At 44.6% G+C, this 21,411-nt stretch carries 27 protein-coding genes and 1 pseudogene; 8 read left to right on the top strand and 20 right to left on the bottom strand.

Annotation, left to right across the window (positions count from 1 at the left end):
- Window positions 1–152: 152 nt before the first annotated feature.
- Window positions 153–731, bottom strand: a pseudogene (locus tag AC5W2J_RS11245) (peptide-methionine (S)-S-oxide reductase MsrA); the annotation flags it as partial.
- Window positions 732–960: 229 nt separating this feature from the next.
- Here AC5W2J_RS11245 and AC5W2J_RS11240 point away from each other — a divergent pair.
- Window positions 961–1,158 (top strand): hypothetical protein, encoded by a 198-nt coding sequence (locus AC5W2J_RS11240; RefSeq protein ID WP_496059543.1) that lies wholly within the window; start codon window positions 961–963, stop codon window positions 1,156–1,158.
- Window positions 1,159–1,228: 70 nt separating this feature from the next.
- Here the strand turns inward: AC5W2J_RS11240 and ppc are convergent, their stop codons facing one another.
- The 3 genes from ppc to AC5W2J_RS11225 all read right to left on the bottom strand — a co-directional run bounded on the left by ppc (window position 1,229) and on the right by AC5W2J_RS11225 (window position 4,859).
- Window positions 1,229–3,982 (bottom strand): phosphoenolpyruvate carboxylase, encoded by a 2,754-nt coding sequence (gene ppc / locus AC5W2J_RS11235; RefSeq protein WP_496059542.1) that lies wholly within the window; start codon window positions 3,980–3,982, stop codon window positions 1,229–1,231.
- Between the two features lie 214 nt (window positions 3,983–4,196).
- Window positions 4,197–4,388, bottom strand: coding sequence for a hypothetical protein (locus AC5W2J_RS11230; RefSeq protein WP_496059541.1), 192 nt, complete (start codon window positions 4,386–4,388; stop codon window positions 4,197–4,199).
- A gap of 45 nt (window positions 4,389–4,433) precedes the next feature.
- Window positions 4,434–4,859, bottom strand: coding sequence for a YueI family protein (locus AC5W2J_RS11225; RefSeq protein WP_496059540.1), 426 nt, complete (start codon window positions 4,857–4,859; stop codon window positions 4,434–4,436).
- Window positions 4,860–4,967: 108 nt separating this feature from the next.
- Here AC5W2J_RS11225 and AC5W2J_RS11220 point away from each other — a divergent pair, with 108 nt between their 5' ends.
- Window positions 4,968–5,432: a DUF2621 family protein gene (locus AC5W2J_RS11220; protein ID WP_496059539.1), complete on the top strand. Its 465-nt coding sequence runs from the start codon at window positions 4,968–4,970 to the stop codon at window positions 5,430–5,432.
- A gap of 15 nt (window positions 5,433–5,447) precedes the next feature.
- Here the strand turns inward: AC5W2J_RS11220 and AC5W2J_RS11215 are convergent, their stop codons facing one another.
- From AC5W2J_RS11215 to AC5W2J_RS11180, 8 genes are all read right to left on the bottom strand, one after another.
- On the bottom strand, window positions 5,448–5,963 hold the full coding sequence (locus AC5W2J_RS11215) for a CcdC family protein (RefSeq protein WP_496059538.1): 516 nt from the start codon (window positions 5,961–5,963) through the stop codon (window positions 5,448–5,450).
- 122 nt (window positions 5,964–6,085) lie between these two features.
- Window positions 6,086–7,891: an ABC transporter ATP-binding protein gene (locus tag AC5W2J_RS11210; RefSeq protein ID WP_496059537.1), complete on the bottom strand. Its 1,806-nt coding sequence runs from the start codon at window positions 7,889–7,891 to the stop codon at window positions 6,086–6,088.
- Entirely contained in the window at window positions 7,875–9,641 is a 1,767-nt protein-coding gene (locus AC5W2J_RS11205; protein ID WP_496059536.1) for an ABC transporter ATP-binding protein, read from the bottom strand. The genes AC5W2J_RS11210 and AC5W2J_RS11205 overlap by 17 nt, the downstream gene beginning before the upstream one ends.
- A gap of 137 nt (window positions 9,642–9,778) precedes the next feature.
- On the bottom strand, window positions 9,779–10,048 hold the full coding sequence (locus AC5W2J_RS11200) for a YneF family protein (protein WP_120192169.1): 270 nt from the start codon (window positions 10,046–10,048) through the stop codon (window positions 9,779–9,781).
- Window positions 10,049–10,223: 175 nt separating this feature from the next.
- Window positions 10,224–12,227 (bottom strand): transketolase, encoded by a 2,004-nt coding sequence (gene tkt, locus AC5W2J_RS11195; RefSeq protein WP_496059535.1) that lies wholly within the window; start codon window positions 12,225–12,227, stop codon window positions 10,224–10,226.
- 319 nt (window positions 12,228–12,546) lie between these two features.
- Window positions 12,547–12,789, bottom strand: a complete 243-nt coding sequence (locus AC5W2J_RS11190) for a DUF896 domain-containing protein (RefSeq protein WP_496059534.1) — start codon at window positions 12,787–12,789, stop codon at window positions 12,547–12,549.
- Between the two features lie 143 nt (window positions 12,790–12,932).
- Window positions 12,933–13,586, bottom strand: coding sequence for a YneB family resolvase-like protein (locus AC5W2J_RS11185; RefSeq protein WP_496059533.1), 654 nt, complete (start codon window positions 13,584–13,586; stop codon window positions 12,933–12,935).
- Between the two features lie 29 nt (window positions 13,587–13,615).
- Window positions 13,616–13,831 carry a hypothetical protein gene (locus AC5W2J_RS11180; protein ID WP_496059532.1) on the bottom strand — a complete coding sequence of 72 codons (216 nt, stop codon included), beginning with the start codon at window positions 13,829–13,831 and terminating at the stop codon, window positions 13,616–13,618.
- A 160-nt stretch (window positions 13,832–13,991) separates the two neighbouring features.
- Between AC5W2J_RS11180 and lexA the strand changes: the two genes are divergently transcribed.
- From lexA to AC5W2J_RS11165, 3 genes are all read left to right on the top strand, one after another.
- On the top strand, window positions 13,992–14,621 hold the full coding sequence (gene lexA / locus AC5W2J_RS11175) for a transcriptional repressor LexA (protein ID WP_120192174.1): 630 nt from the start codon (window positions 13,992–13,994) through the stop codon (window positions 14,619–14,621).
- 128 nt (window positions 14,622–14,749) lie between these two features.
- Window positions 14,750–14,911, top strand: a complete 162-nt coding sequence (locus tag AC5W2J_RS11170; protein WP_496059531.1) for a hypothetical protein — start codon at window positions 14,750–14,752, stop codon at window positions 14,909–14,911.
- Window positions 14,912–15,100: 189 nt separating this feature from the next.
- On the top strand, window positions 15,101–15,313 hold the full coding sequence (locus AC5W2J_RS11165; protein ID WP_496059530.1) for a hypothetical protein: 213 nt from the start codon (window positions 15,101–15,103) through the stop codon (window positions 15,311–15,313).
- A 30-nt stretch (window positions 15,314–15,343) separates the two neighbouring features.
- Here the strand turns inward: AC5W2J_RS11165 and AC5W2J_RS11160 are convergent, their stop codons facing one another.
- Window positions 15,344–15,589, bottom strand: a complete 246-nt coding sequence (locus tag AC5W2J_RS11160; RefSeq protein WP_496059529.1) for a hypothetical protein — start codon at window positions 15,587–15,589, stop codon at window positions 15,344–15,346.
- A 205-nt stretch (window positions 15,590–15,794) separates the two neighbouring features.
- Here AC5W2J_RS11160 and AC5W2J_RS11155 point away from each other — a divergent pair, with 205 nt between their 5' ends.
- A complete protein-coding gene (locus AC5W2J_RS11155) occupies window positions 15,795–16,040 on the top strand; it encodes a hypothetical protein (protein ID WP_496059528.1) in 246 nt (81 codons plus the stop codon).
- 31 nt (window positions 16,041–16,071) lie between these two features.
- Here AC5W2J_RS11155 and AC5W2J_RS11150 read toward each other — a convergent pair whose 3' ends face one another.
- The 7 genes from AC5W2J_RS11150 to AC5W2J_RS11120 all read right to left on the bottom strand — a co-directional run bounded on the left by AC5W2J_RS11150 (window position 16,072) and on the right by AC5W2J_RS11120 (window position 20,261).
- A complete protein-coding gene (locus tag AC5W2J_RS11150; RefSeq protein WP_496059527.1) occupies window positions 16,072–16,242 on the bottom strand; it encodes a hypothetical protein in 171 nt (56 codons plus the stop codon).
- Window positions 16,243–16,591: 349 nt separating this feature from the next.
- Complete coding sequence (locus AC5W2J_RS11145; RefSeq protein ID WP_496059526.1) at window positions 16,592–17,077, bottom strand: DsrE/DsrF/DrsH-like family protein; 486 nt, start codon at window positions 17,075–17,077, stop codon at window positions 16,592–16,594.
- 16 nt (window positions 17,078–17,093) lie between these two features.
- Complete coding sequence (locus tag AC5W2J_RS11140) at window positions 17,094–17,321, bottom strand: sulfurtransferase TusA family protein (RefSeq protein ID WP_496059525.1); 228 nt, start codon at window positions 17,319–17,321, stop codon at window positions 17,094–17,096.
- 19 nt (window positions 17,322–17,340) lie between these two features.
- On the bottom strand, window positions 17,341–18,471 hold the full coding sequence (locus tag AC5W2J_RS11135) for an MBL fold metallo-hydrolase (protein WP_496059524.1): 1,131 nt from the start codon (window positions 18,469–18,471) through the stop codon (window positions 17,341–17,343).
- Window positions 18,472–18,485: 14 nt separating this feature from the next.
- Window positions 18,486–19,046, bottom strand: a complete 561-nt coding sequence (locus tag AC5W2J_RS11130) for a sulfurtransferase TusA family protein (protein WP_496059523.1) — start codon at window positions 19,044–19,046, stop codon at window positions 18,486–18,488.
- A gap of 102 nt (window positions 19,047–19,148) precedes the next feature.
- Window positions 19,149–19,931, bottom strand: coding sequence for a sulfite exporter TauE/SafE family protein (locus AC5W2J_RS11125; protein WP_496059665.1), 783 nt, complete (start codon window positions 19,929–19,931; stop codon window positions 19,149–19,151).
- A 69-nt stretch (window positions 19,932–20,000) separates the two neighbouring features.
- Entirely contained in the window at window positions 20,001–20,261 is a 261-nt protein-coding gene (locus AC5W2J_RS11120; protein ID WP_496059522.1) for a metal-sensitive transcriptional regulator, read from the bottom strand.
- 291 nt (window positions 20,262–20,552) lie between these two features.
- Here AC5W2J_RS11120 and AC5W2J_RS11115 point away from each other — a divergent pair, with 291 nt between their 5' ends.
- Window positions 20,553–21,011: a hypothetical protein gene (locus AC5W2J_RS11115; protein WP_496059521.1), complete on the top strand. Its 459-nt coding sequence runs from the start codon at window positions 20,553–20,555 to the stop codon at window positions 21,009–21,011.
- A 238-nt stretch (window positions 21,012–21,249) separates the two neighbouring features.
- On the top strand, window positions 21,250–21,372 hold the full coding sequence (locus AC5W2J_RS11110; protein WP_496059520.1) for a hypothetical protein: 123 nt from the start codon (window positions 21,250–21,252) through the stop codon (window positions 21,370–21,372).
- The last annotated feature ends 39 nt before the right edge of the window (window positions 21,373–21,411 follow it).

Below are 21,411 nucleotides of genomic sequence, written 5' to 3'. Positions count from 1 at the left end.
ACGTCTACTTTTATAGTCTTCTGCAGCTACTGATTAAGTATATTATACATCTATTTTATACGAACATACGTTTGATTTCAAGGTTTATTTTATAAAAATAAAAAAGACTCCTGCGGACAGAAGTCTAAAATAGTTATTTGTTTTGAACCTGCCTACCAGCGCACGTTATCGAGTGCCTGCAGCAGTCCGGTTTTTTCCTGTTCGGTAATGTTCCAGGTCATCAGCTCTTTTTTTAATTCAGCCGTTTTCCCGGAGCCGCGCACCATGCCATTCATTCTTGCGGCAACGGTGGAATCGATCAGCTGCTGAGCCGTCGGATACACCGCTTCAAGTGCTTTTACGGCTCGTGGAAAACGCTTCAAAAAATACTTTTGATGGTAATCTTCTGCCTGATAAAAGGTGGAGGTCTTCTGAAATTCCGTTTTTATGGGGCCTCCGATCTTTTTTTCCCATTTATCTTTAGATGCCATCGCCGTTTCATACTGTTGTTGGCTGCTGTAGACCAAAAGGGACATGTACTGGCGGTCGCGGAACAGACTTTTTTTCCGCGGGTTGTGACTGCTCCAGAACATGTTTAACAGGTCTTCATAGCTCAGAAAAGCAGGATCGTATTCTATCAGCAGTGATTCTGTATGGTCTCCCATCCTCCGGTAGGTTGGCTCTTCTTTTGTGCCTCCGGTATAGCCTGCTCTCGTTTTAACTACTCCATTAAGCTGCCCAAACTGGGCATCGGGTCCCCAGAATCAGCCCAGGCCAAAAATCGCCTGTTCCGTCGTAAGGCCCAATCGATCCTGCGGTGATCGGTTATTTTCCTGCATGTGTGCCACACCTTCTTTCTTTTATCTTCTTTTTAGTGTAAACGAGAAAACGGCCCAGGGCAAAAGGAAGGCGCTGGTCAAGCCAGGGGAACTCTTGCTATAATTGATAAGATTGCACGATTCTATAAAAGAGGTGTTTACCATGAAAGGTTCCACAGCTTTTAAGCTTAAGATTGTCTGGCTTGTGCTGCTGTTTATTCTTTGTATTGTGTTGGCTTTTATTCATTTTATAGCCGGCAATATTCTCTGGGGAAGTTTATTAATTCTTGCAGCTTTATTTCCGCTGACAAATCTTATTCTCCGTGTTATCAGCTATCAGAAGCATAAGAGCACCCGTTAGCATTTACCGTCTGTATTTAGTGCAGGACGCAGAGAACCGCCCTCCAACAGGAAGGCGGTTCTTTTTGGCATCAGCCGGTGTTTCTCAGCCCTGCAGCAATACCGCTGATAGTCAGCAGCATTTCTGTAAGCAGTTCTTCCGACTGTTCCTCTTCTTCGCGCATGATCTTAATAAGCTCCACCTGCAGGAAGTTCAGGGGATCCACATACGGATTTCTTCTCCAAACGGATTCTTGAATGTTTGGCGTATGGTCAAGCAGTTCCTCTTTGCTCGTAATTTCAAGAAGAATGCGCCGTGTTTTATTGTATTCTTCTGTAATATCATTAAAAATTCGATCGGCAATTTTTTGGTCGTTTACTAACTTGGCATATTCTTTTGCTGTATTAATATCAGCTTTCATTAATGCCATCTGCAGGTTGTTTACCGTTGATTGGAAAAACGGCCATTCCTGATACATTTTCTTCAGCAGCTCCAAATTACCGTCATTTTCTTCTGCGAATGCATGAAGACCTGTTCCTGCCGCGTACCAGGCCGGAATCAGCTGCCTGCTTTGCGTCCAGGCGAATACCCATGGAATGGCACGGAGATCTTCAAATTTACTGCTGTTTTTCCGGCTCATGGGACGGGATCCGATATTAAGGGCTCCAAGCCCGTTAAGCGGAGTGGCTTCGTTGAAATAGGTAAGAAAATCCGGATCGCCGAAGACAAGTGACTGGTATTTTTTCAAAGAGTAGCTGGATACGCGTTCCATCGCATCCTCCCATGTACTGTCTCTGTGGTTGGCCCGCTCTGACGCCTGGGATGTTTTTGCCGTGGATTCCAGCAGCGCCGATGCACCCTGTTCCAGACTTCTGTAGGCAATGTCTTCAAGCAGATAGCGCGAGCTCAGCACTTCGCCCTGCTCTGTAATTTTCACTCCGTCGCCCAACGTTTCTGCCGGCTGGGATAAAATGCTGCGGTTTAACGGGCCGCCTCCGCGTCCTAGCGAACCGCCGCGGCCATGGAAGAACTTAAGGCCGATGTCATAGTCTTTAGCGACATCATGGATCTCCTGCTGCGCTTTAAACAACTTCCAATTGGCTGTCATCGTTCCTCCGTCTTTGCTTCCGTCAGAGTACCCGAGCATTACTTCCTGGTGATTTCCTCTGACTTCCAGATGCTTTCGGTAAACGTCCATTTCAAACATCTGTTTCATGATGGCCGGTCCGGCCACCAGGTCATCGATTGTTTCCAGCAGCGGCGCCACGTGGAGTCCGCTTCTTACTGTGCCGTCCGGAAGCTGGGCATATATGCCGGCTTCTTTGGCGAGCACAAGTACTTCCAGAATATCGCTTGCGGATTCTGCCATGCTGATGAGATATACTTCAACCGAACGGGGTCCGAATTCTTCGTGGGCCTGTTTGATCATTGTGAAGACTTTCAGCACTTCCTGTGTTTCCTTGGAATAGCTGTCTTTAGATAGCAGAAGCGGACGCGGATCGTTCAGTGCCTTTTCCAGCACTGCTGTTTTCTCTGCTTCTTCGAGTCCTGCATAATCCTCTGCGATGTGAACAGCTTTTAATACTTCTGCCAGCGCCGACTCATGCTCTCCGCTGTGGTTTCTAATATCAAGCGAGGCCAGGTGAAAACCAAACAACTGCACCTGCCTGATCAGCTTTCTAATCATCTTCAGACGGTGGTGCGATGGCTGGTGTTTTTCAACGCTTTGTTTAATTGTGTCCAGGTCGGCTTCCAGTTCTTCGGAATGCTCGTACCCTGCTTCAGATACTCCTGTTTCACTCAGGCGCTTTAAAATGACGGCAAACTTGCGGCGGTAGACTTCTGACGCTACCGGCCAGATTTCCTCCGGCTGCATATAGGTATCTTCTTCTTTGCCTACCTGCAGGACGAGAGATTCATCAATCGTTGTACGCGTCGTAGAATGGCTGAAGCGTCTCATAGATTCTTCGATTACTTTTTTGTACTTTTTCAATACAAGCTCACGCTGTCTTGTTAAGGTTTCCCACGTAATTTCAGGCGTTACGTTTGGATTGCCGTCCCGGTCTCCGCCGATCCAGGAGCCGAACGTAAGAAAGTTAGGCACTTTCCACTGTTGGTCCGGATAATGTTCTTCGAGCTGCTCTTCCAGCTCCTGGTGAATGTCCGGCAGGACTTCAAATAGTGTCTGATCAAAATAATAAAGGCCGTTTCGAACTTCATCCATAACAGTAGGCTTGCGGTGACGCAGCTCATCAGTCTGCCACAATGCCGTTACTTCGTTAAACAGGCTCTCATCCAGATTTTTGCGCTCCCGCTTTGTCAGGATAGGACTGTCCAGCTGCTGCAGAATAGTCGAAATACGCTTTTGGATTTCCAGCACCGTTCGTTTCGTTGCTTCTGTCGGGTGCGCTGTAATAATAAGCTCCAACGAAAGCTTTTGAAGAACGTCTTCAATCACGTCGGTGGAAATGTTGTTGTCCTTAATAGAAGCTACCGCTCCCTCAATGGAGAAAGGCTGAGCCACCCCATCATCTTTGAGCTGATACTGGCGTCTTCTGCGGATCCGGTGATTCTGTTCAGCAATATTTACGAGGTTAAAATATGTGGAAAATGCACGGATAACGTGCTGACGCATCGGCGGCTTTAATCCGCTTATTTTTTGTTTTAATTCGTTATACGCTTCTTCATCAAAATTCTGGCGGAGGTCAATCGTGGATTTTCTAATCTCTTCCACCTGGTTGAACAGTGTGTCTCCTCCGTGATGCTTTAATATCTTCCCGAGAATGGTACCAAGTTTCTTTACATCATTTCGAAGTAAGGTGCTTTGATTATCTGTCTGTGTCATGGTCAATTTCCTCCTGGTTGATACGATCTTCACATCGTTTTTGGGTCATTATATGTCCCGCAAGGACGTTTTGCGACCCTTGTTTTTTATAAAAAGATACCCGCTTCAGCAGGTATCTATATATACTACCATCAAATATGCAAAATAATCAAAACTTTTTGTTCATATTAAACAAGATAGCAGTAGGCAGCCGGCGAAACAACGCCTGCCCGGCCTATTTGTTTTTTTTGTATTTGTTTAAAAACCAGACGAATACCGCGATAATGACTGCAAACATCGCAATCGTTATTAAAATAAACGTACCCGTCATATCCTGGTTTTCCGCTGGAGGAGCGGCCGCGGCCGCTTCCGGTCCAATTAAAAATAACATAACAATGGACGTAATCATAAAAAAAGCAGGCTTCATTTTTTTCCCCTCACTTCCCTTTGCTTTTCATACTGCAGGCCGATATTAAGCGAAAATTCTTTTCCACCATGGTTTTTTTTCAGCAGCAGGGGCTTCGATCTGCTGGTCATCCACGTCAATTTCCTCTTTATGAACCGCATACGGTTTAGCAAGGACCAGCCCGACTTCCGTCACATTTTCCAGCGAAGACACATTGGTGTATTCCACCCCGTATTTACGGGAAATCTGCTGATAGCCTTTAAGAGCCTGGTAGCTCATTTTTCCATTTAACACAAGCGCTGCATCTTTATGCTTTTTCATTTCAGCTTCCACTTCCGGCCGGGTTCCCTTTTCCATAACCTGACTTTTAGTTAGTACAAGCAGAATGCGCTCCCGATATACACCCAGATATTGTCTCTTTTCATCAGGACGCAGCTCTTTTTTTCCATAAATACCTTCATTTAGTATTTCATTAACTTGTTTTCCCGCCATATTCTACCACTCCTATTTTATCTATACGCTTCTTTTCATTATACTACTATACTTGAATCTATGATAAAATAAGGAAAGATGAGACACCATTTTTTATGGTCGATATGAATGGAGGGGATTCAGATGCCTTCTGATGCTTTTATGTGGTTTATTATGGCATGGTCGGTTTTTTTAACGGTCTTTATGTTCATAGGCGGCTTTTTTATGTTCCGCAAATTTTTAAAGCGCTTTCCAAAAGAAGACGGCCGCTCTATTTTGGACTGGCAGGATTATTACCTCAAAGAAACGCGTCATTTATGGCCACAGTCCAAGAAGAATCTGCTTGAAGAACTTGTAGAGCCAGTCCCTGAATTATTCAGAGACGTAGCGAGAGAACGGATTGCCGGCGAGATCGGCCGGATTGCTTTAGAAGAACGAGCCGAAACGATCGACGAGCCTCTGCTTATCCGCGGATATATTCTTGCTACCCCGAAGCGGGATCATAAATTCCTTCGTAAAAAATGCCGCGAAAAAAATATCGATTTAACCGAGTATGAACATTTATTTAAGCAAAAAGCTGCTTCCTCTGAATAACAGAGAAGGCAGCTTTTATTTAACCAGTTTTTTGGATAAAGGAGGCCCCGTCGTACCTATAGAAGCATGGTAACGCTTTTCTATTTCTTTAAAGCGGATCAGCATATAAATTCTCCACGGAATAATCATTCCAAAAGCCAATAAGTAAAACATGCCTCCAAGCTCCGCTACTTCAATCGAGTCTCCGATAATCAGCTTGAATATAACACGTGCAATCAACAGCCCAATTAAAATAAATGCAAAAGCTTTCGATCGTTTCATATAAATACGGCTGTTTCGTATTTCGAAGCTCGTCGTACGCATTAACAGGAAAGAAAAAATAATACCGACGGTAAGCGCTTCTATAATTTGAAGCGGCACCAGCCGGGCCGGCTCATAGACAAACATCAGCATTCCTGTAGACATAAAAAAAGGCGGAAGAATAATTTTCTTTATGCTGGCCGGCTTTTTTATTGCCCTCATTCGGATAAAGAGCGCTATCATTGCCATACAGGCCGCGCCGACGGTTGTTGCCAGTAAAGCTATATTCATTGCACTCACTCCCCTCCCCGAAGCCTGTTAAAGATGCCCGGGGCGAGCCGTAAACGCTGATGCGCTTACAGCTATGTTTCTATTTTACAACGTGAAAACGCTATCTTGCAACGTTTGTTCTTCTATTTCGGGGTGTAGGCTTTTTCCTGCTGCAGTTTTCCCTGCTGCAGCTCATACATCGTCCGGTACAAGCCATTTTGCTTAAGGAGGGATTCATGATTGCCCTCTTCTTGTATCTCCCCCTGGTGCAGCACAATAATATGGTCTGCGTCTTTTATCGTGGAAAGCCGGTGGGCAATCATAATCGTCGTCCGCCCCTGTTTCATCCGATCCAGCGCCGTTTGAATATCCTGTTCCGTTTCGGAATCAATACTTGCCGTCGCTTCATCCAGCACAAGGATTTTCGGATCTTTCGCAATTGTTCTCGCGAACGTAATTAGCTGTTTTTCCCCGTTGGAAAAAGAGCTGCCCCGTTCTCCGACCGGCTCTTCATATGCCGCCGGGAGCTTCTCAATAAAAGGTGCCGCCTCTACTTTTTCTGCCGCCCGCTTCATGTCTTGTTCGCTTACGTTCGGGTCATGAAACATAATATTATCCTTTACCGTACCGCTGAATAGAAACGGGTCCTGCAGGACGAGCCCGATATTTCTGCGGATTTCTTTATTTCCGTATTCAAGAATATTTCTTCCATCCACGGTGATCGATCCCTTCTGCGTATCGTAGAAACGAAGGAGCACCTGTACAATCGAACTTTTCCCGCTTCCCGTGTGTCCTACAATAGCCAGCGTTTCGCCTTTGTTCACCCGAAAGGAAATATCTTTGAGCACCGGGTTTCCCGGATCATAGCCAAATGACACATGGTCAAACCGCACGCTGCCTTCTTTTATGAACGTTTCCTCTCGGACATGATCTGCTGCCGGCTCCATATCCTCTGTCCGGTCCAGGATCTGAAATACCCGGCCCGCCGATACAATCGCCTGCTGCTGTTTGGAGAGCTGCTGCATAATTTGGTTAACAGGCTCAAACAAACGGTCAATGTAATTAATAAACGCATACAGCACCCCAAGCTGTATGCTTCCCTCAAAAGAAGCCAGCCCGAAGTATGTCAGTACGAGGACAAGGGTGGCCACACTGATCAGGTCAATGGCCGGACGCAGCAGCAGACCGTCGAGCTTCATCGTCTGTACGGAAGACCGGCGGTGTTTTTCATTTATTTCTTCAAATTCACCGCGCATCCGCTTTTCCTGGCGAAACACCTGAATGATATTCATTCCTTGAATGGATTCGTTGATTTTTGCGTTCAGCATGCTTAACCGCCCGCTCATGGATCCAAAAAATACAGCACTTTTTTTCCGGTAGTAATATATTAAAACGAATATGATGGGAAACAGTGCCAGGCAGAGAAGAGCCAGCTGAACGTCCAGAATGGCCATTGCTATAAAGACACCGATTAAAAACACTCCGTTATGAATAATGACGGCCAGCACTTCGACGTACATCTCCTTGACCGATTCCGTATCGTTTGTCAGCCTCGATATCAAACCGCCGGCTGCGGTCCGGTCAAAAAACCGCAGCCTGGAGTGCTCTACTTTTTTAAAGACGTCAATCCGCAGCGTCCGGATGATCTGCAGGGCAATCCGCTGAAACCAGAAAATCTGGTAGTATCCGAGAACGACACCGAGCAGGTGAAGCACGGCGTAGCTTACCCCCAGAACTACGAGAGGGCCGGCCGGAAAGGTATTCTGGGTCAAATAGTCGTCAATAAATACTTTTACTAATATAGGACCAACCAGGTCAGCGCTTGTGCCAACTAGAAGGAAAAGAGCGGCAGCGGCCAGTTGTTTTTTATACGGCACAGCCGCTTTTAATAATCGTTTAAAAATGCTCCACTGTTCTTTGCTGCTTAATACTCTATCCTGGTGCTCCATCTTTTCCTCCCTTCTCCACTAAGCTTTCAAGCTGCTGCATGTCATACATATCAGCATACCAGCGGCGGTCCTTCATTAGTTGCTGATGCGTGCCCTTTTCTGTCTGCCGGCCATTTTCAAGCACTACAATCTGATCGGCATGTTTAATCGCACTCATGCGGTGCGATACAATCCACGTTGTTTTGTTCTGCCGCTCCCGCTGCAGGTGAGAGAGAATGGATTCTTCTGTTTTGGCGTCTACCGCCGAAAGCGAATCATCGAGGATAAGAATTTCCGGGTCTGTGATTAATGCCCGTGCAATCGCCAGCCGCTGTTTCTGGCCGCCTGAGAGCGTCACGCCCCGTTCGCCTACGATCGTGTCATACCCGTATTCCATACTCATAATATCGTCGTGTACATGCGCTGTTTTCGCCGCATGTATAATGTCTTCCAGAGATGCTTCCGGCTTGGCAAATGATATGTTGTCGGCAATCGAAATCGAAAAGAGAAAATGATCCTGCGGCACATAGCCGAATGCCTGCCGGTACTGATCCAGATGGTAAGCGGAAGCCGGTGCGCCATCTATATTTATCCGGCTTAACGGATCCTCCATTTCCCGGAGCAGTAGTTTCAAAAGAGTCGTTTTCCCGCTTCCGGTACGCCCTGCAATGCCAACGGTGTCTCCCTTCTCTGCATGAAAAGCAATCTGCTGGAGCGTCGGCTGTTCGGCCTGCGGGTAGCTGCAGCGTTCTATATTTACATCAATGTTTCCTGTAGGGACCGTGTTATAAACGGCACGTTCATCCGTAATATCCTGTTTTTCTGCCAGCAGTGATTCAATCCGTCCATAGCTTGCCCGGCCACGCTCTACGATATTAAAAAGCAGTCCAAACGCAAGCATGGGCCACGTCAGCATGCCAAGATACACGGTAAAGCTTGTTAATTCACCGATCGTCAGGTCTCCTGCAATCACAAACCGTGCTCCGAAAAAAACGGCCAGAAAATAGGAAACCCCTACGACAAGTGATATTGTCGGTTCAAATAATGCATCCACTCTTGCGACGTTTTCATTTTTTTGCACAACTTTATCGGACTGCCGGGAAAAGGCCGCCACTTCGGCTTTCTCCTGTCCAAATGCTTTAGTGACCCGGATACCGGACACGCTTTCCTGCACTTTATTGTTCAACTCGGAAAAGGCTGCCTGGGCCTGGCCAAAGCGGTGATGCAGAATATTGCCGTAAATGCTCGTAGCAGCCGCCATCAACGGCATCGGCAGAAGACATAAAAGCGTCAGCTGCCAGCTGATCGTAAAAGCCATCGCGGCTATGACAAATCCGCCCATTGCAACAGAATCAACGAGCGTTAACACGCCAATGCCGGCCGTTTGTTCCACCGCCTTGATATCGTTTGTGGAGTGGGCCATTAAATCCCCTGTCCGCCTTCTGTTGTAGAAGGAAGCACTCATTTTGGTGTAATGTTTATACAGCTGGCTTCTTAAAAGCCTGGCGAGGCGGATCGCCGCCCCAAAAATCATAATCCGCCATATGTAGCGGAATATATACATCAACACTCCTGCTCCGAGAAGCAGGACTGCCCAGTACTGTAAATCCCCAACTGTCAACGTGCCCTCGGCAATCTGGTCTACTACCCTTCCTGCCGCGTAGGGGGGAAGCAGAGACAGAGCGGATACGAGCATTAATATGCCGATCCCCACGCTGTATGCCAGCCATTCTTTTTTAAAAAACCATCGCAGCGACCAGAAGATCTGCATGTCTCTCCCTGCTTTCTTGTTCGTTTGTCTAATTGTTTATTATCATACGCCATTTCCCTTTTTGCCTTCAAGAAAGGAGCTGCGTAAAGCGCAGAAAAAGCATAAAAAAACGCTCTCTGTATTAGAGAGCGCTGCTATTATTTTTTTGCATTTTTCAACTCTTTTTTTGTTTCCTTTTTTGATTCTTTTGTATCCTGCTGACGCTGCATAGCCTTCATCATCTGATTAATTTTCTTCTGTGAAGGGTTCTGCCCCATCTGCATCATCATAACCCGCAGCATCTGTTCATTAATAGGCGGGTTTTTCTTTAAGTAGTTCATCATTGTTTTTCTGGCGATAAAAAAACCAAGCGCTGCCCCTGCGATTAAACACAGTACGCCGACGAGTACAAACCAAAGCCAATCCATTCCGGCACTTCCTCCTTCTATTTCTAGTGAACATCCTTTTTATCCTTCGTGGATACTGTAAGGACCTCTAACATTATACCTTACTAACAGGCGGATGAAAAGAGCCTCCCAGTGATTTGCTTCAATTTCCAGATCCGTAAAAAAAGAAGCCTGGATCTCGTCCAGGCTTTGCTTTTTATTTTTGAAGCAGGTCTTTTACAATAGATACTACATTTTCGGTTGTAAAGCCATACTCTTCCATAATTTTATCTCCAGGAGCAGAAGCTCCAAATTCATCAATTCCGAGAACGGCGCCTTCTGTGCCTACGTACTTGTACCAAGGCATTGTTGATCCCATTTCCATACCTAGAGCTGGTACTCCTTTTAACAGCACGCTGTCTCTGTAGCTTTGCGGCTGGCGGTCAAAAGCAAGAAAATCGGGCATACTTACTACGTTAGCCGCAATTCCTTCCTGCTCAAGTGCGGCTTTGGCATCCACTGCCAGCGCCACTTCCGAACCGGTAGCCAGAAGCTGCACTTCTGGTGAACCAACAGATTCTACGATATATGCGCCTTTAGCTACGCCCTCTTCCGCTCTTTCAGCAGAAGTTGACAGCGTAGGAAGACCTTGTCTGGTTAGAGACAGAACGGTTGGGCCGCCTGTGCTCTCCAATGCCACTTTCCAGGCCGCGGATGTTTCATTGCCGTCGGCTGGACGGATGACGTGAACGCCCGGGATTGCACGAAGAGCAGCGATTTGTTCAACGGGTTCATGTGTTGGGCCGTCTTCTCCGACTGCAATGCTGTCATGTGTGAACACATACGTTACAGGCAGATTCATTAATGCACTTAAGCGAAGTGCCGGACGAAGGTAATCAGAGAACACCAGGAACGTGGATGCATATGGGTGTACGCCTCCGTGCAGCTTAAGACCGTTAAGTGCAGAAGCCATGGCGAATTCTCTTACGCCAAACCAGATGTTACGTCCTTTGTAATTATCTTTTGTAAAATCTGTTTCTTCTTTAATTAATGTCTTATTGGAAGAAGCCAGGTCAGCCGAGCCGCCGAATAACGATGGCACGTGCTTGGAAATGGCCTGAAGCGCATCGCCTGAAGCAGCACGCGTAGCTACCTTTTCATTCGTATAGGCGGGAAGTTCTTTTTCCCATCCTTCAGGAAGCTCCCCTTTTAGCGCCTTAATGAATTGTTCAGCATCTTTTGGGTGCTTTTTCTGGTAATCCGTAAACAAATCGTTCCATTCTTTTTCTTTGCGGGCGCCTGCTGCTTTTTTCTCAGCGAAAAAGGCCGTTACTTCTGCCGGTACGTGGAATTCTTCTTCGTATTCCCACTTGTACATTCCTTTGGCCAATGTAATTTCTTCAGCGCCAAGCGGAGCACCGTGTGCTGCGTTGGTACCGCCTTTATTAGGAGAGCCGTAACCGATTGTCGTTTTGACTTCGATTAAAGTTGGCTTGCCTGCTTGCTTTGCTTCTTCAATTGCTTCTTTAATAGCTTTCGTATCATTGCCATCTTTTACGAGGATGGTGTGCCAGCCATATGCATCATAACGCTGCATGACATTTTCGGAAAATGACTGGTGCAGATCGCCATCGAGCGAAATATCGTTGGAATCATAAAGCACAATCAGGCGGTCCAGGTTCAGGTGACCGGCTAAAGAAGCGGACTCTGAACTGACCCCTTCCATGATATCCCCATCGCCGCATAGAACATATGTATAATGATCTACGAGCGGGAAGCTGCTTTTGTTGTAAGTAGCTGCCATATGGCGCTCTGCCATAGCCATGCCTGTTGCCATCGCAAGCCCCTGGCCAAGCGGACCGGTGGTGGCTTCAACGCCTGGTGTATGGCCGTATTCCGGGTGTCCCGGAGTTTTGCTTCCCCACTGTCTGAAGTTCTGAAGCTCTTCCAGAGAAAGGTCATAGCCGGTAAGATGAAGCAGGCTGTATAAAAGCATAGAGCCGTGTCCCGCGGATAGAACAAAACGGTCGCGGTTAAACCATTCCGGGTTGCCAGGATTATGATTCATGCACTCTGTCCACAAAGTAAAGGCCATTGGTGCCGCTCCCATAGGTAATCCCGGGTGACCGGAATTAGCCCGTTCAATGCTATCGATCGATAACGTACGAATCGTATTAATAGCTAAATTTTCTAATTGCGTCGCTGTAGTCTGCGCTGCCATAATCGTATTCTCCCCTTGTCTCTGTTTAGTAATTAACGTCCATCCATGAATAAATAATAAACGCTTTCTTTTTATTATACAAGAATCGCGGCGAAATACGTGGAATTTTTCTAAATCGTGCCGGCTTTCTTTTGACAGGCCGGATCTACCATCTCCGCTGTTTCTAATTCCTTTTGTTTAACGGAGTTGTAACCACGTTAAAAAGACCATCCTCTATTGTTTTAACGAAAATGGTCTTCCGGATTCCGCTCTTCGGGCAGCGGCTCATATACGAATATAATATCATTACGCCAGATGAAGAATATATTTGTGTGCCACGCTATCTGGAGCGGTACACTTTACGTTCTTTCTTTGATCGGTCCAGCTTATCGGGGGTAACGTCAGCGCCTTCAGGATCCACTACTTTAACCGAATGAAGCTGGTCTTTAAATGACGAACGGAAACTCTGCAGGTATTCTTCTCTCAGTTCGTGCTGTTCTATGCTCTCAGACTCCGTCAGGCCGGTTGTCTTCGCGCGCTGGGACAGCTCATTAATGCGTGCAATTTTGTCTTGGGATAACATGATATTCCCCCCTTTTATGTTCGTTTCCATGAATATCCTTCTATATTAATGGTACTTATATACCCGCTTTTATGCAAACGGAACCATCTTTGTTCTGGAGGGATAGGAAGGTATAGGGCCTCACCAAAGGCGCTCAGCCTTCACTACGACTGTTCATCTTCTTTTTTCATATGCTCCCGGTAGCGCCGGTGCACCGTGGCTTTAGATACATCGTATCCGAGTCCGCGCAGGGTCGCGGCAATATCATAAAAGGGAAGGTCCCGCTGACGGAGCCTGATGATCTCTTCTATCGGCACTTCTTTTTTTACACGCTCTCCCTGGCCCCGGTTTTTTAAATTCTTATCGGGGCGGTAGCCATTTTCTACTGCCCGCTTCATTCCGCGCTTGATCTTAAAATTATGCAGCCTGCGCTGATGCTCCTCCACGATGGAGAGTATATCAATCAGCATACTGTCTGACTCAGATAATTCAAGCACGCCGTTTTCCCGGACGGAATAAATTGTTACTCCACTTTTGTGGAGGGCGTGAAGGACCGCTACTTTTGCATGGCCTCTTCCAAGTCTCGTATCATCCTGCACGCACAAAATAGAAGCCTTTCCTGACGAAAAGTCTTCAAGCATCTCCAGCAGCCCTTCTCTTTCCATAGAATAGCCGCTCTGTTCTTCTTTGATTGTTTTATAAATAGGCAGATTGTTTCTCTTGGCAAGAGATGTCAATTCCTCCACCTGCCGCTCCAGAGAAGTCTGCTGTTCTTTCTTTTCGGTACTCACCCTGCAGTAGATAATGCACTTCTCCATCGTCCCACTTCACCTTCTGATTACTTTCATTAGTCCAGGGTATAATTCACCCATTGATAGGCGGTTAATTCCTGTTCGATCTGAAGCTCTTCTGCTTCCTCCGTTATATCGTCTTCATAAACAAAACCTGCTTCTGCATCTGGTGCATTAATCTGGACGGCTATAATTAGAAATAAAATTGATGCTGCAAATAGTAATAATATCATCCATTCCTGCATCGTTACATTCGTTATTTTTGAAATCATTGTAATTCCCCCGTTTTTAAGAATGTGTGTTCCCTTTTTTAAAAGTATAATAAGAACTTCTGTTCCCGTCAAGTAAAATTAGAACGGATGTTTGCATGTTCGTATTATTCATGATACAATTTTTTAAAATAACATTACACGCACAGGAGGTGCCGGGACTTTGACTAAATTATCAAAACGACAAGAACAAATACTTGACTATATAAAAGGGGAAGTACGTCTAAAAGGCTATCCCCCGTCTGTCCGGGAAATCGGAGAAGCTGTGGGACTCGCTTCCAGTTCTACCGTGCACGGACATTTATCCAGGCTTGAAAGCAAAGGTTTTATTCGACGCGATCCTACTAAACCAAGAGCAATAGAGGTGCTGTCTTTTGAAGATGCACCGCCTGAAATATCCGAAAGCTCTGCTGTGTACGTTCCGATGCTCGGTAAAGTTACAGCCGGTGAACCCATTACAGCTATCGAAAACATAGAGGAATACATTCCTCTTCCGGAACGTATGGTGGCAAATGAACATGAGAATGTTTTTGTCCTTACTATTCAGGGGGAAAGTATGATTGAAGCCGGTATTTACGATAAAGACCTGGTTATTGTCAGACAGCAGCAGACAGCAAACAACGGAGACATTATTGTAGCAATGACCGAAGAGCTCGAAGCGACCGTAAAGCGTTTTTACAGGGAGAGCGGTTATATCCGCCTGCAGCCTGAAAATGCAGCCATGGACCCTATTATTCTTGATGACTGTACTGTTCTTGGTAAAGTCATCGGCGTTTTCCGCACCATTCATTAACGAATAGAAAACGGCTTCCTTCATTATTGAAGAAAGCCGTTTTTTCATTGAGAGGTTTTGAAAAAACCTGTTGTGGTATACAAATATATAATTAAATACAGCTATGATCATGGAAAGGAGATAAGCCATTGCTCTATATTAAATGCCATTCATGCGGCAAAGAAACAAAAGCAGAGGTGCAGATGCCGGCTTCTGATCTAAGCGATGCTGCTATTGATCAGGAATACCAGAATTGCCCTCAGTGCGGCAGTCCTATTAAGCTGCTTGCCGATGATATATACGAAAAATAGAATGCCCACTGGGTATTCTATTTTTATTTGCTTCTTTTTTTCTATTGTTCACCAGTTAGTCATTTTTTTCGCTGTTTTGTCACTTTTTAGACATTGATTTCACGTCTCTAATGCGGTTTAATAGGAATAAGGCAAACAACGCTCACTATTTCACAAGAGCGGAATCTATACTAATCAGGAGATGTTGAAATGGCTGCATCTAATATAATGGAACGTGTATTTAACAGTACATTATTTATCGGCGTAATTTCCGCTGTGCTTGCTAACTTAATTTTGATCGATATTCTCCATTTTCAGGAGACTCTCGCTCTTACTATACTGGTTCTGGTGTTCATTTTTCTTCTCGTATTTACCGCAGTAAAATCTATCTTTTTTCTATTTCTTGATGTCGTAAGGCATTAAAAAAGCGTCCCCTGCAGGGAACGCTTTTTTTTATTCTTCTGGTTCTGGTTCTTTTACCGGCTTGGTGTCTTCTCTTAAGTTAAACCCGGTTAATTCTTCATAAGAAGTGGTGCGATAGGTTTCATAATGCTTTTCTACTTCTTTATCAACATCTTTTTGAGAAAGTACATTATGACGTAGAATAAGATCCCATAAAATTTTGTTTCTTGCCTGCTCGATAGAAAGCTGACTCGCTAAATCCATAATCATATCTTCTGTATTTCTTCCACTTACCATATTCGTTCCATCCCCTTTCCGTATGCCATTATCCTACAGTATACCGTATCCTTCAAGGGAGAGTCCTTGTCCCTTGTATTCCATCTTAAAATTGTGCGCTTTCTGCCTGGAGGTGCTTCAAATCGGTTCTTCCTGCTTCATCGTTTTGATATCCCGGGAACCGGGAAGAGAACAAAGAGACCATTTAAACAAAGGAGAGATACATGTGGATATTATTAAAAAGTTTGTTGACCATCATATGGACAAATATAAAGAAGGAAATACGTTTGAAGCCGATGACGCTTTTCGACGGGACCAAAAGGAAGTTGCTGATTCATTGGGCCTTAACCTGCAGGACCCGGCGGATGAACGATTATTCCGGTCATTTGAGAGTATGGTAAAAGATTACGCTAACGGCACTAACTCGTACGATGAAATTGAGCATAAAGCAGTTGAAATCCAAAAAAAATAATCATCTAAAGCTCTCACGCTTGAGAGCTTTTTTATTTTGTTACTTTTGTAACGACGGTATAATGCTCATCTGTATGCTTTATAACCTGCTGAATCTCCGCATGCTGGAATTCTTCGGCATACTCCAACATTAACTTTTCTATTTCGACTGGAAGAAACCCCGCATCTTTTAAAAAAAGATCATGGTATAACTCTTCTGTCATATTATCTCCCCGCTTTCTTGTTTTCTTCTTCTATTATAAAAGATTTTTTCTTCATATTCGCGGTTTTAAACCGATACATAGAAAAAGCTAATAAAATGCAACCTTTTTTAGGAAATATCGACTATAATAAAGTAAACTATTTACCATAATTATGAATATATAGATACAGGAGGACTAACGTGAAAAAATTTATAGTAGGAATTGCTATAGCCGGTATTATGGGCGCTGTCACTTCCTGCGGCATCGCCTGACAGCTGCCGGGTTTCCTGTCGTTCAGTCCGTATCCACCCTACATATTAGAAAGAGCCTGTTCCCTTAGGGGCACAGGCTCTTTTCTGCAGTATACGTATTAAATAAACAGGTTAATGTTGGACTCTTCTGCTTCTGCCAGGTAAGTAGCGACACCGGCGTAATCCAGTCCATCAATCAATTCTTCTTCTTTGAGTCCCATGACGTCCATAGACATTGTGCAGGCCACCATTTTTACATCCAGGTCCTGGGCCATTTCAATCATCTCTTTCAAAGAAGACACATTATGATTTTTCATCATTTTTTTCATCATTTTCGGTCCCATACCGCCAAAATTCATTTTCGACATAGCCAGTTTTTCCGGACCGCGCGGCATCATTTTTCCGAACATTTTTTCCATCATCGATTTATCACTGCCGCTGATGACGTTATCTTTCCGAAGCACGTTCAATCCCCAGAAAGTGAAAAACATCGTTACGTTCTTTCCCATTGCTGCAGCGCCTGTAGCGATAATAAAGCTGGCAATTGCTTTATCCAGGTCTCCATCAAATACGACCATTGTTGTTCCGTTTTTTGTTTCTTCCATTTTTTTATTCTCTCCTCTATCCTTTTTTGATCCAGAATGTAAATTCATTGTTTTCTTCTGCCTGCTCCAGTAACTCGTGGCCCGATGATTTGGTCCACGCCGGCAGATCTGCTTTGGCTCCCTTATCTGTTGAAACGATTTCCAGCACATCCCCTGTCTGCAGGGTATCCATTGCTTTTTTTGCTTTTACAACCGGCATTGGACATGCCAAGCCTTTGGCGTCTACAGTTTTAGTTGCATTCATAATAAACTCTCCTTCTAATTTATGATACCGCGCAGCGGTTCGGCCCGATTTCCATTTCTGTCTGGTCTTTCGGCTCCGGCTGTACTTTTCCCATGTTTGTCTGACGAATCTCCTCGTAGGCATTTGGCTGCGGAGGAAGGTTTTCGGTTACCATTTTGCGGAAGGCGGTCTCATCTGTCACCTGCAGTCCGGTATTCTCTTTGAACAGCACATGCAGCTGTTCCATTACTCTTCCGTGATCATCCATCTCTTCTTTTTTTGAAAAGTGGGCTGGCAGTACCCAAAGATCATCCTTTAATGTCTGATACGTTTCATAAAGTGATTTTCTCAGGTCTCCTACCCAGTCCTCTGCTTTTCCGGCAAGGTCCGGACGACCGATGGAATCTATGAATAAAATATCTCCTGTAAGCAGGTACCGATTATCAATAATCAAAGAGGTGCTGCCAATGGTATGGCCGGGGGAATACAGGGCTTGTACCGCTACCTCTGTTTTTCCTGCACGCAGCACATCGTTATTGTGCAGAGGCTGGTAGGAAAACGTTACTTCTCCAGCATCCGCTTCCGGGAGGTAATACACCGCTCCCGTTTGTTCCGCCAGCAGCCTGCCGCCGGAAATATGATCGGCATGCAGATGGGTGTCTACAGCATATTTAAGAACCGCATTTTTTTCTTTCAGGAAATTAGTGTATACATCAGTTAGACGCACAGGATCAATAATCACAGCTTCTCCTCCGGAAACTACCATGTAGGACAGGCAGCCTTTTCCAATCCGTACGAACTGATACAACTCGCCGCCGTCAGATAGATCGCCGACTTTAACCGGCTCCAGATGTTCACTCCACGTTTTCATTCCGCCCTCCAGGTAATACACTTCCCGATCTGCAGCTTCCACCAGCTGCTCAGCCACAAATTTAGAGGAGCCTTCTTTTGCGCAGACAACAATAACTGGTTTGTCTTCCGGTATCTGTGGAAGAATGGATTCAACTCCTTCCAGAAGGTCAAAATAAGGAGTATTCACTATTTCTACGTTTTTCCCTTCTACTTTCCAATCTTTAAACGCATCTTCGTTGCGAACATCTAAAATAAATATATCTTTTTTATTTATTACTATTTCTGCCAGTTCAGCAGCAGTCATTGCTTTCATAGCCATGCCTTTTTCCTCCTCTATTTATCTTCGGTCGGGCCATTCCAGCCGCTCATTCCCGTTTTTACGTTTTGTACTTTAGTAAATCCTTTTTCTTCCAGGGTATATGCTGCCATGCTGCTTCTATTACCGGTTCGGCACACAACATATATTTCATGCGAATGATCCAATTCGCCGGTTCTTTGTTCCAGTTCTCCCAATGGTATCGAAACCGCTCCTGGAATATGAGCAAATGAATACTCTGCCGGCTCTCTAACGTCCAGTACTGTAATATTGTCATTGTTTAGTGCTTCCTCGAGTTTTTCATTAGTTGCTTCGTTCGGATAAGGCTTGGTTTCTTTCACTTCAGCAGGATTGGCTTTTCTAACATAATGCAAAAGCACCTTTCCCTCTTCTTTGGATCCGATATATTCATGACCTGTCGTTTTAGCCCAGCCTTTCATATCGGCTAAAGAGCCACGGTCTGTAGCCTGAACTTCCATTACTTCACCTGCATTAATGGTATCCATCGCTTTTTTTGTTTTTACAATCGGCATGGGACAAGCGAGCCCTTTTGCATCTACTACTAAATTTACTTTCATCACATTTCCTCCTCTTATACTCTATGGGGTATTATTTACTCCAAAAAATAAACATATACCCGTATGGGTATATTACCAATAAAAAAATAAGTTGTCAACCTACTATAAAATATCCATCCAGATTTTAATCGCTGTTGCCAAAATGAGTAAAGCAAGGATCCATTGAAGAATCTTCGTGTTCATACGCTTTCCAACCATTACTCCAAGAGGTGCAGCAATTAAACTTGCAGCTACCATCACAGCGGCCGGACCCATTAGCACCTGATCAGTGGCAATTTTTCCGACGGTCGCACCGATGGAGGATATAAATGTAATCGCCAGAGATGTTGCTATCGTCATTCGCGTTGGAATCTTCAGTACGACGAGAAGGATAGGAACCAGAATAAACGCTCCGGCTGCACCGACAATCCCTGCTCCTATCCCAACCAGAAAAGCAGAACCTGCAGCGACCGGCTTATTAAACGTTACCTGGTCATTCGGGGTATCGTCTTTTCCTTTTTTCGGAAGAAACATCATGATTACAGCCAGTGTCGCAAGAATGGCATATATCATATTCACACCGTTATTACTCATATAATTAGAGCCGACCGCGCCGATCAAACTTCCCGTCAAAATACTGATTCCCATATAGAAAATAAGGGATTTATTTAAATACCCACCTTTTCTATACGCCCAGACGCCGCCTATTGTAGCAAAAAACACCTGGACGGCACTGATGCCGGCTACTTCATGAGCGGTAAATGCTGTAAGTCCCAATAGTGGCGGGATGTATAGCAGCATCGGATACTTTATTATAGAGCCGCCTATTCCTACCATGCCTGACACGAAAGAGCCGATAAAACCGATTAAAAATAGAATGAAAATAAAAAATACTGTTAGTTCCATGAAAAGCACCTCATCCGCTTCTTCCATTTCTATATTACCCCTATGGGTATATAAAAGACTAAAATTTTTTTATTTGCTTTTTCCTAATAACTGAACGGCTTCCTGTACAAATTCAGCTGTATCTTCGCCTTTTTCAATTTGGTCTCTAATACACTGCTCCAGATTTTCCGCTACAATAAAAGAAATAGCCCGGTCAATCGCAGATCTGGCTGCTGACAGCTGATAAACCACGTCTTTGCAGTCTTTCTCTTCACTCATCATGCGCTGTACGCCTCTTACCTGTCCTTCCACCCGCTTCAGGCGGTTCTTCATCTCTGTTGAATAATCCATATAGCTGCACCCTTTCTGTACTGTTTTCTTTTAATACCTTACGGGGTATATTATATAACGCTTATTTTCTTTTCGTCAACTATTTATTCATTCTTTTTTTATAGTCGTTGTTTAAACAAGCCGTTCCCTGTACGATTTCTTTAGGTATCTACGTATTAACAGAGCTTCTAAGTATGATATAGTGGAAAGAAACAGCGGTATATCACTAACCGTCTGCTGTTTTGCTTGTTAACCATCTACTACTGTACTCAAGTCATTGAGCCGGCAGTAAAATCAGGAGGGTCTTGTTATATGAGCGACTGGAAAGAACACGTATCAAAAGACGCACTGGAACGAAATATTCAAAAAATCAAAGAAAAAAATGAGATTTCTGATGAAAAATTAACAGAATGTATCGATCACTTATTCTCTATTTTTAATTCTGTTCGAGATGATATTAACGAACAGACAGATGTACAGGTGAACTATTTCCGGGAATACTATGAAGCGTCTTTCACCTTCGATCAGACCATTTTAAAAATCCGGATCGATACGACGAATAATCCAAGACGAAAAGCAGAAGCCTCTTTTTCCGTATACATCGATGATGCAAACTTCAGCCTGGGCCAGCCAAAATACGAAAGTGCTTATTTGGTGGATACCGCGAACTGCTTCTGGTCAGCAGATCCAAGCAGAAAAGTCGAGTTTACAAAAGAAATGGCCGACTCGGTATTTGAGCACATGCTCACCCCTTATATAGAAATGGATTAACAGGCTTGTTTCGTACCACTTAAAGTGTTTATAAATAGATAGTAAAACCCGGTCGCGCTGTGAATCAGTGCAGCCGGGTTTTTTTATTCATTTTATGCCGCAACGCATACTTTGACGTTTACTTTAGCTTCCACAAGGAAACAATGTAGTACTGCAGCGTTTAATTTGTATTGTATATTAGGCCCAGACACCCGTATTTATTATTGGTTATAACAAATACACACCAGGGGGTATGAAAATGAATCGAACAGGATGGATGGCACTGGCTTTTACTGTATTATTGGTCACTGCTGCCTGCGGCGAAGAAGAAGCACCGGAAGATCCACCGCCTGAAAACCCGGAAGTCGAAGAAGAAGCATAATAAAAATACAAAAAAACCTACAGCCAGTAAGGCTGTAGG

This window comes from Sinobaca sp. SA16-1 (assembly GCF_059510515.1).
The sequence above is the reverse complement of the archived record's forward strand: the minus strand, read 5'-3'. Positions and strand labels throughout refer to the sequence as shown.

Coding starts and splice junctions, on each gene's coding strand:
- AC5W2J_RS11115 (WP_496059521.1), top strand. CDS start 20,553: ATGAGCGACTGGAAAGAACACGTATCAAAAGACGCACTGGAACGAAAT.
- AC5W2J_RS11145 (WP_496059526.1), bottom strand. CDS start 17,077: ATGGAAGAAACAAAAAACGGAACAACAATGGTCGTATTTGATGGAGAC.
- AC5W2J_RS11110 (WP_496059520.1), top strand. CDS start 21,250: ATGAATCGAACAGGATGGATGGCACTGGCTTTTACTGTATTATTGGTC.
- AC5W2J_RS11140 (WP_496059525.1), bottom strand. CDS start 17,321: ATGAATGCAACTAAAACTGTAGACGCCAAAGGCTTGGCATGTCCAATG.
- AC5W2J_RS11150 (WP_496059527.1), bottom strand. CDS start 16,242: ATGACAGAAGAGTTATACCATGATCTTTTTTTAAAAGATGCGGGGTTT.
- AC5W2J_RS11205 (WP_496059536.1), bottom strand. CDS start 9,641: ATGCAGATCTTCTGGTCGCTGCGATGGTTTTTTAAAAAAGAATGGCTG.
- AC5W2J_RS11200 (WP_120192169.1), bottom strand. CDS start 10,048: ATGGATTGGCTTTGGTTTGTACTCGTCGGCGTACTGTGTTTAATCGCA.
- AC5W2J_RS11120 (WP_496059522.1), bottom strand. CDS start 20,261: ATGGATTATTCAACAGAGATGAAGAACCGCCTGAAGCGGGTGGAAGGA.
- AC5W2J_RS11225 (WP_496059540.1), bottom strand. CDS start 4,859: ATGGCGGGAAAACAAGTTAATGAAATACTAAATGAAGGTATTTATGGA.
- AC5W2J_RS11125 (WP_496059665.1), bottom strand. CDS start 19,931: ATGGAACTAACAGTATTTTTTATTTTCATTCTATTTTTAATCGGTTTT.
- AC5W2J_RS11130 (WP_496059523.1), bottom strand. CDS start 19,046: ATGAAAGTAAATTTAGTAGTAGATGCAAAAGGGCTCGCTTGTCCCATG.
- AC5W2J_RS11230 (WP_496059541.1), bottom strand. CDS start 4,388: ATGAAGCCTGCTTTTTTTATGATTACGTCCATTGTTATGTTATTTTTA.
- tkt (WP_496059535.1), bottom strand. CDS start 12,227: ATGGCAGCGCAGACTACAGCGACGCAATTAGAAAATTTAGCTATTAAT.
- AC5W2J_RS11190 (WP_496059534.1), bottom strand. CDS start 12,789: ATGTTATCCCAAGACAAAATTGCACGCATTAATGAGCTGTCCCAGCGC.
- AC5W2J_RS11135 (WP_496059524.1), bottom strand. CDS start 18,471: ATGGCTATGAAAGCAATGACTGCTGCTGAACTGGCAGAAATAGTAATA.
- AC5W2J_RS11240 (WP_496059543.1), top strand. CDS start 961: ATGAAAGGTTCCACAGCTTTTAAGCTTAAGATTGTCTGGCTTGTGCTG.
- ppc (WP_496059542.1), bottom strand. CDS start 3,982: ATGACACAGACAGATAATCAAAGCACCTTACTTCGAAATGATGTAAAG.
- AC5W2J_RS11215 (WP_496059538.1), bottom strand. CDS start 5,963: ATGAATATAGCTTTACTGGCAACAACCGTCGGCGCGGCCTGTATGGCA.
- AC5W2J_RS11180 (WP_496059532.1), bottom strand. CDS start 13,831: ATGATTTCAAAAATAACGAATGTAACGATGCAGGAATGGATGATATTA.
- AC5W2J_RS11220 (WP_496059539.1), top strand. CDS start 4,968: ATGGAGGGGATTCAGATGCCTTCTGATGCTTTTATGTGGTTTATTATG.
- AC5W2J_RS11160 (WP_496059529.1), bottom strand. CDS start 15,589: ATGGTAAGTGGAAGAAATACAGAAGATATGATTATGGATTTAGCGAGT.
- AC5W2J_RS11210 (WP_496059537.1), bottom strand. CDS start 7,891: ATGGAGCACCAGGATAGAGTATTAAGCAGCAAAGAACAGTGGAGCATT.
- AC5W2J_RS11165 (WP_496059530.1), top strand. CDS start 15,101: ATGGCTGCATCTAATATAATGGAACGTGTATTTAACAGTACATTATTT.
- AC5W2J_RS11185 (WP_496059533.1), bottom strand. CDS start 13,586: ATGGAGAAGTGCATTATCTACTGCAGGGTGAGTACCGAAAAGAAAGAA.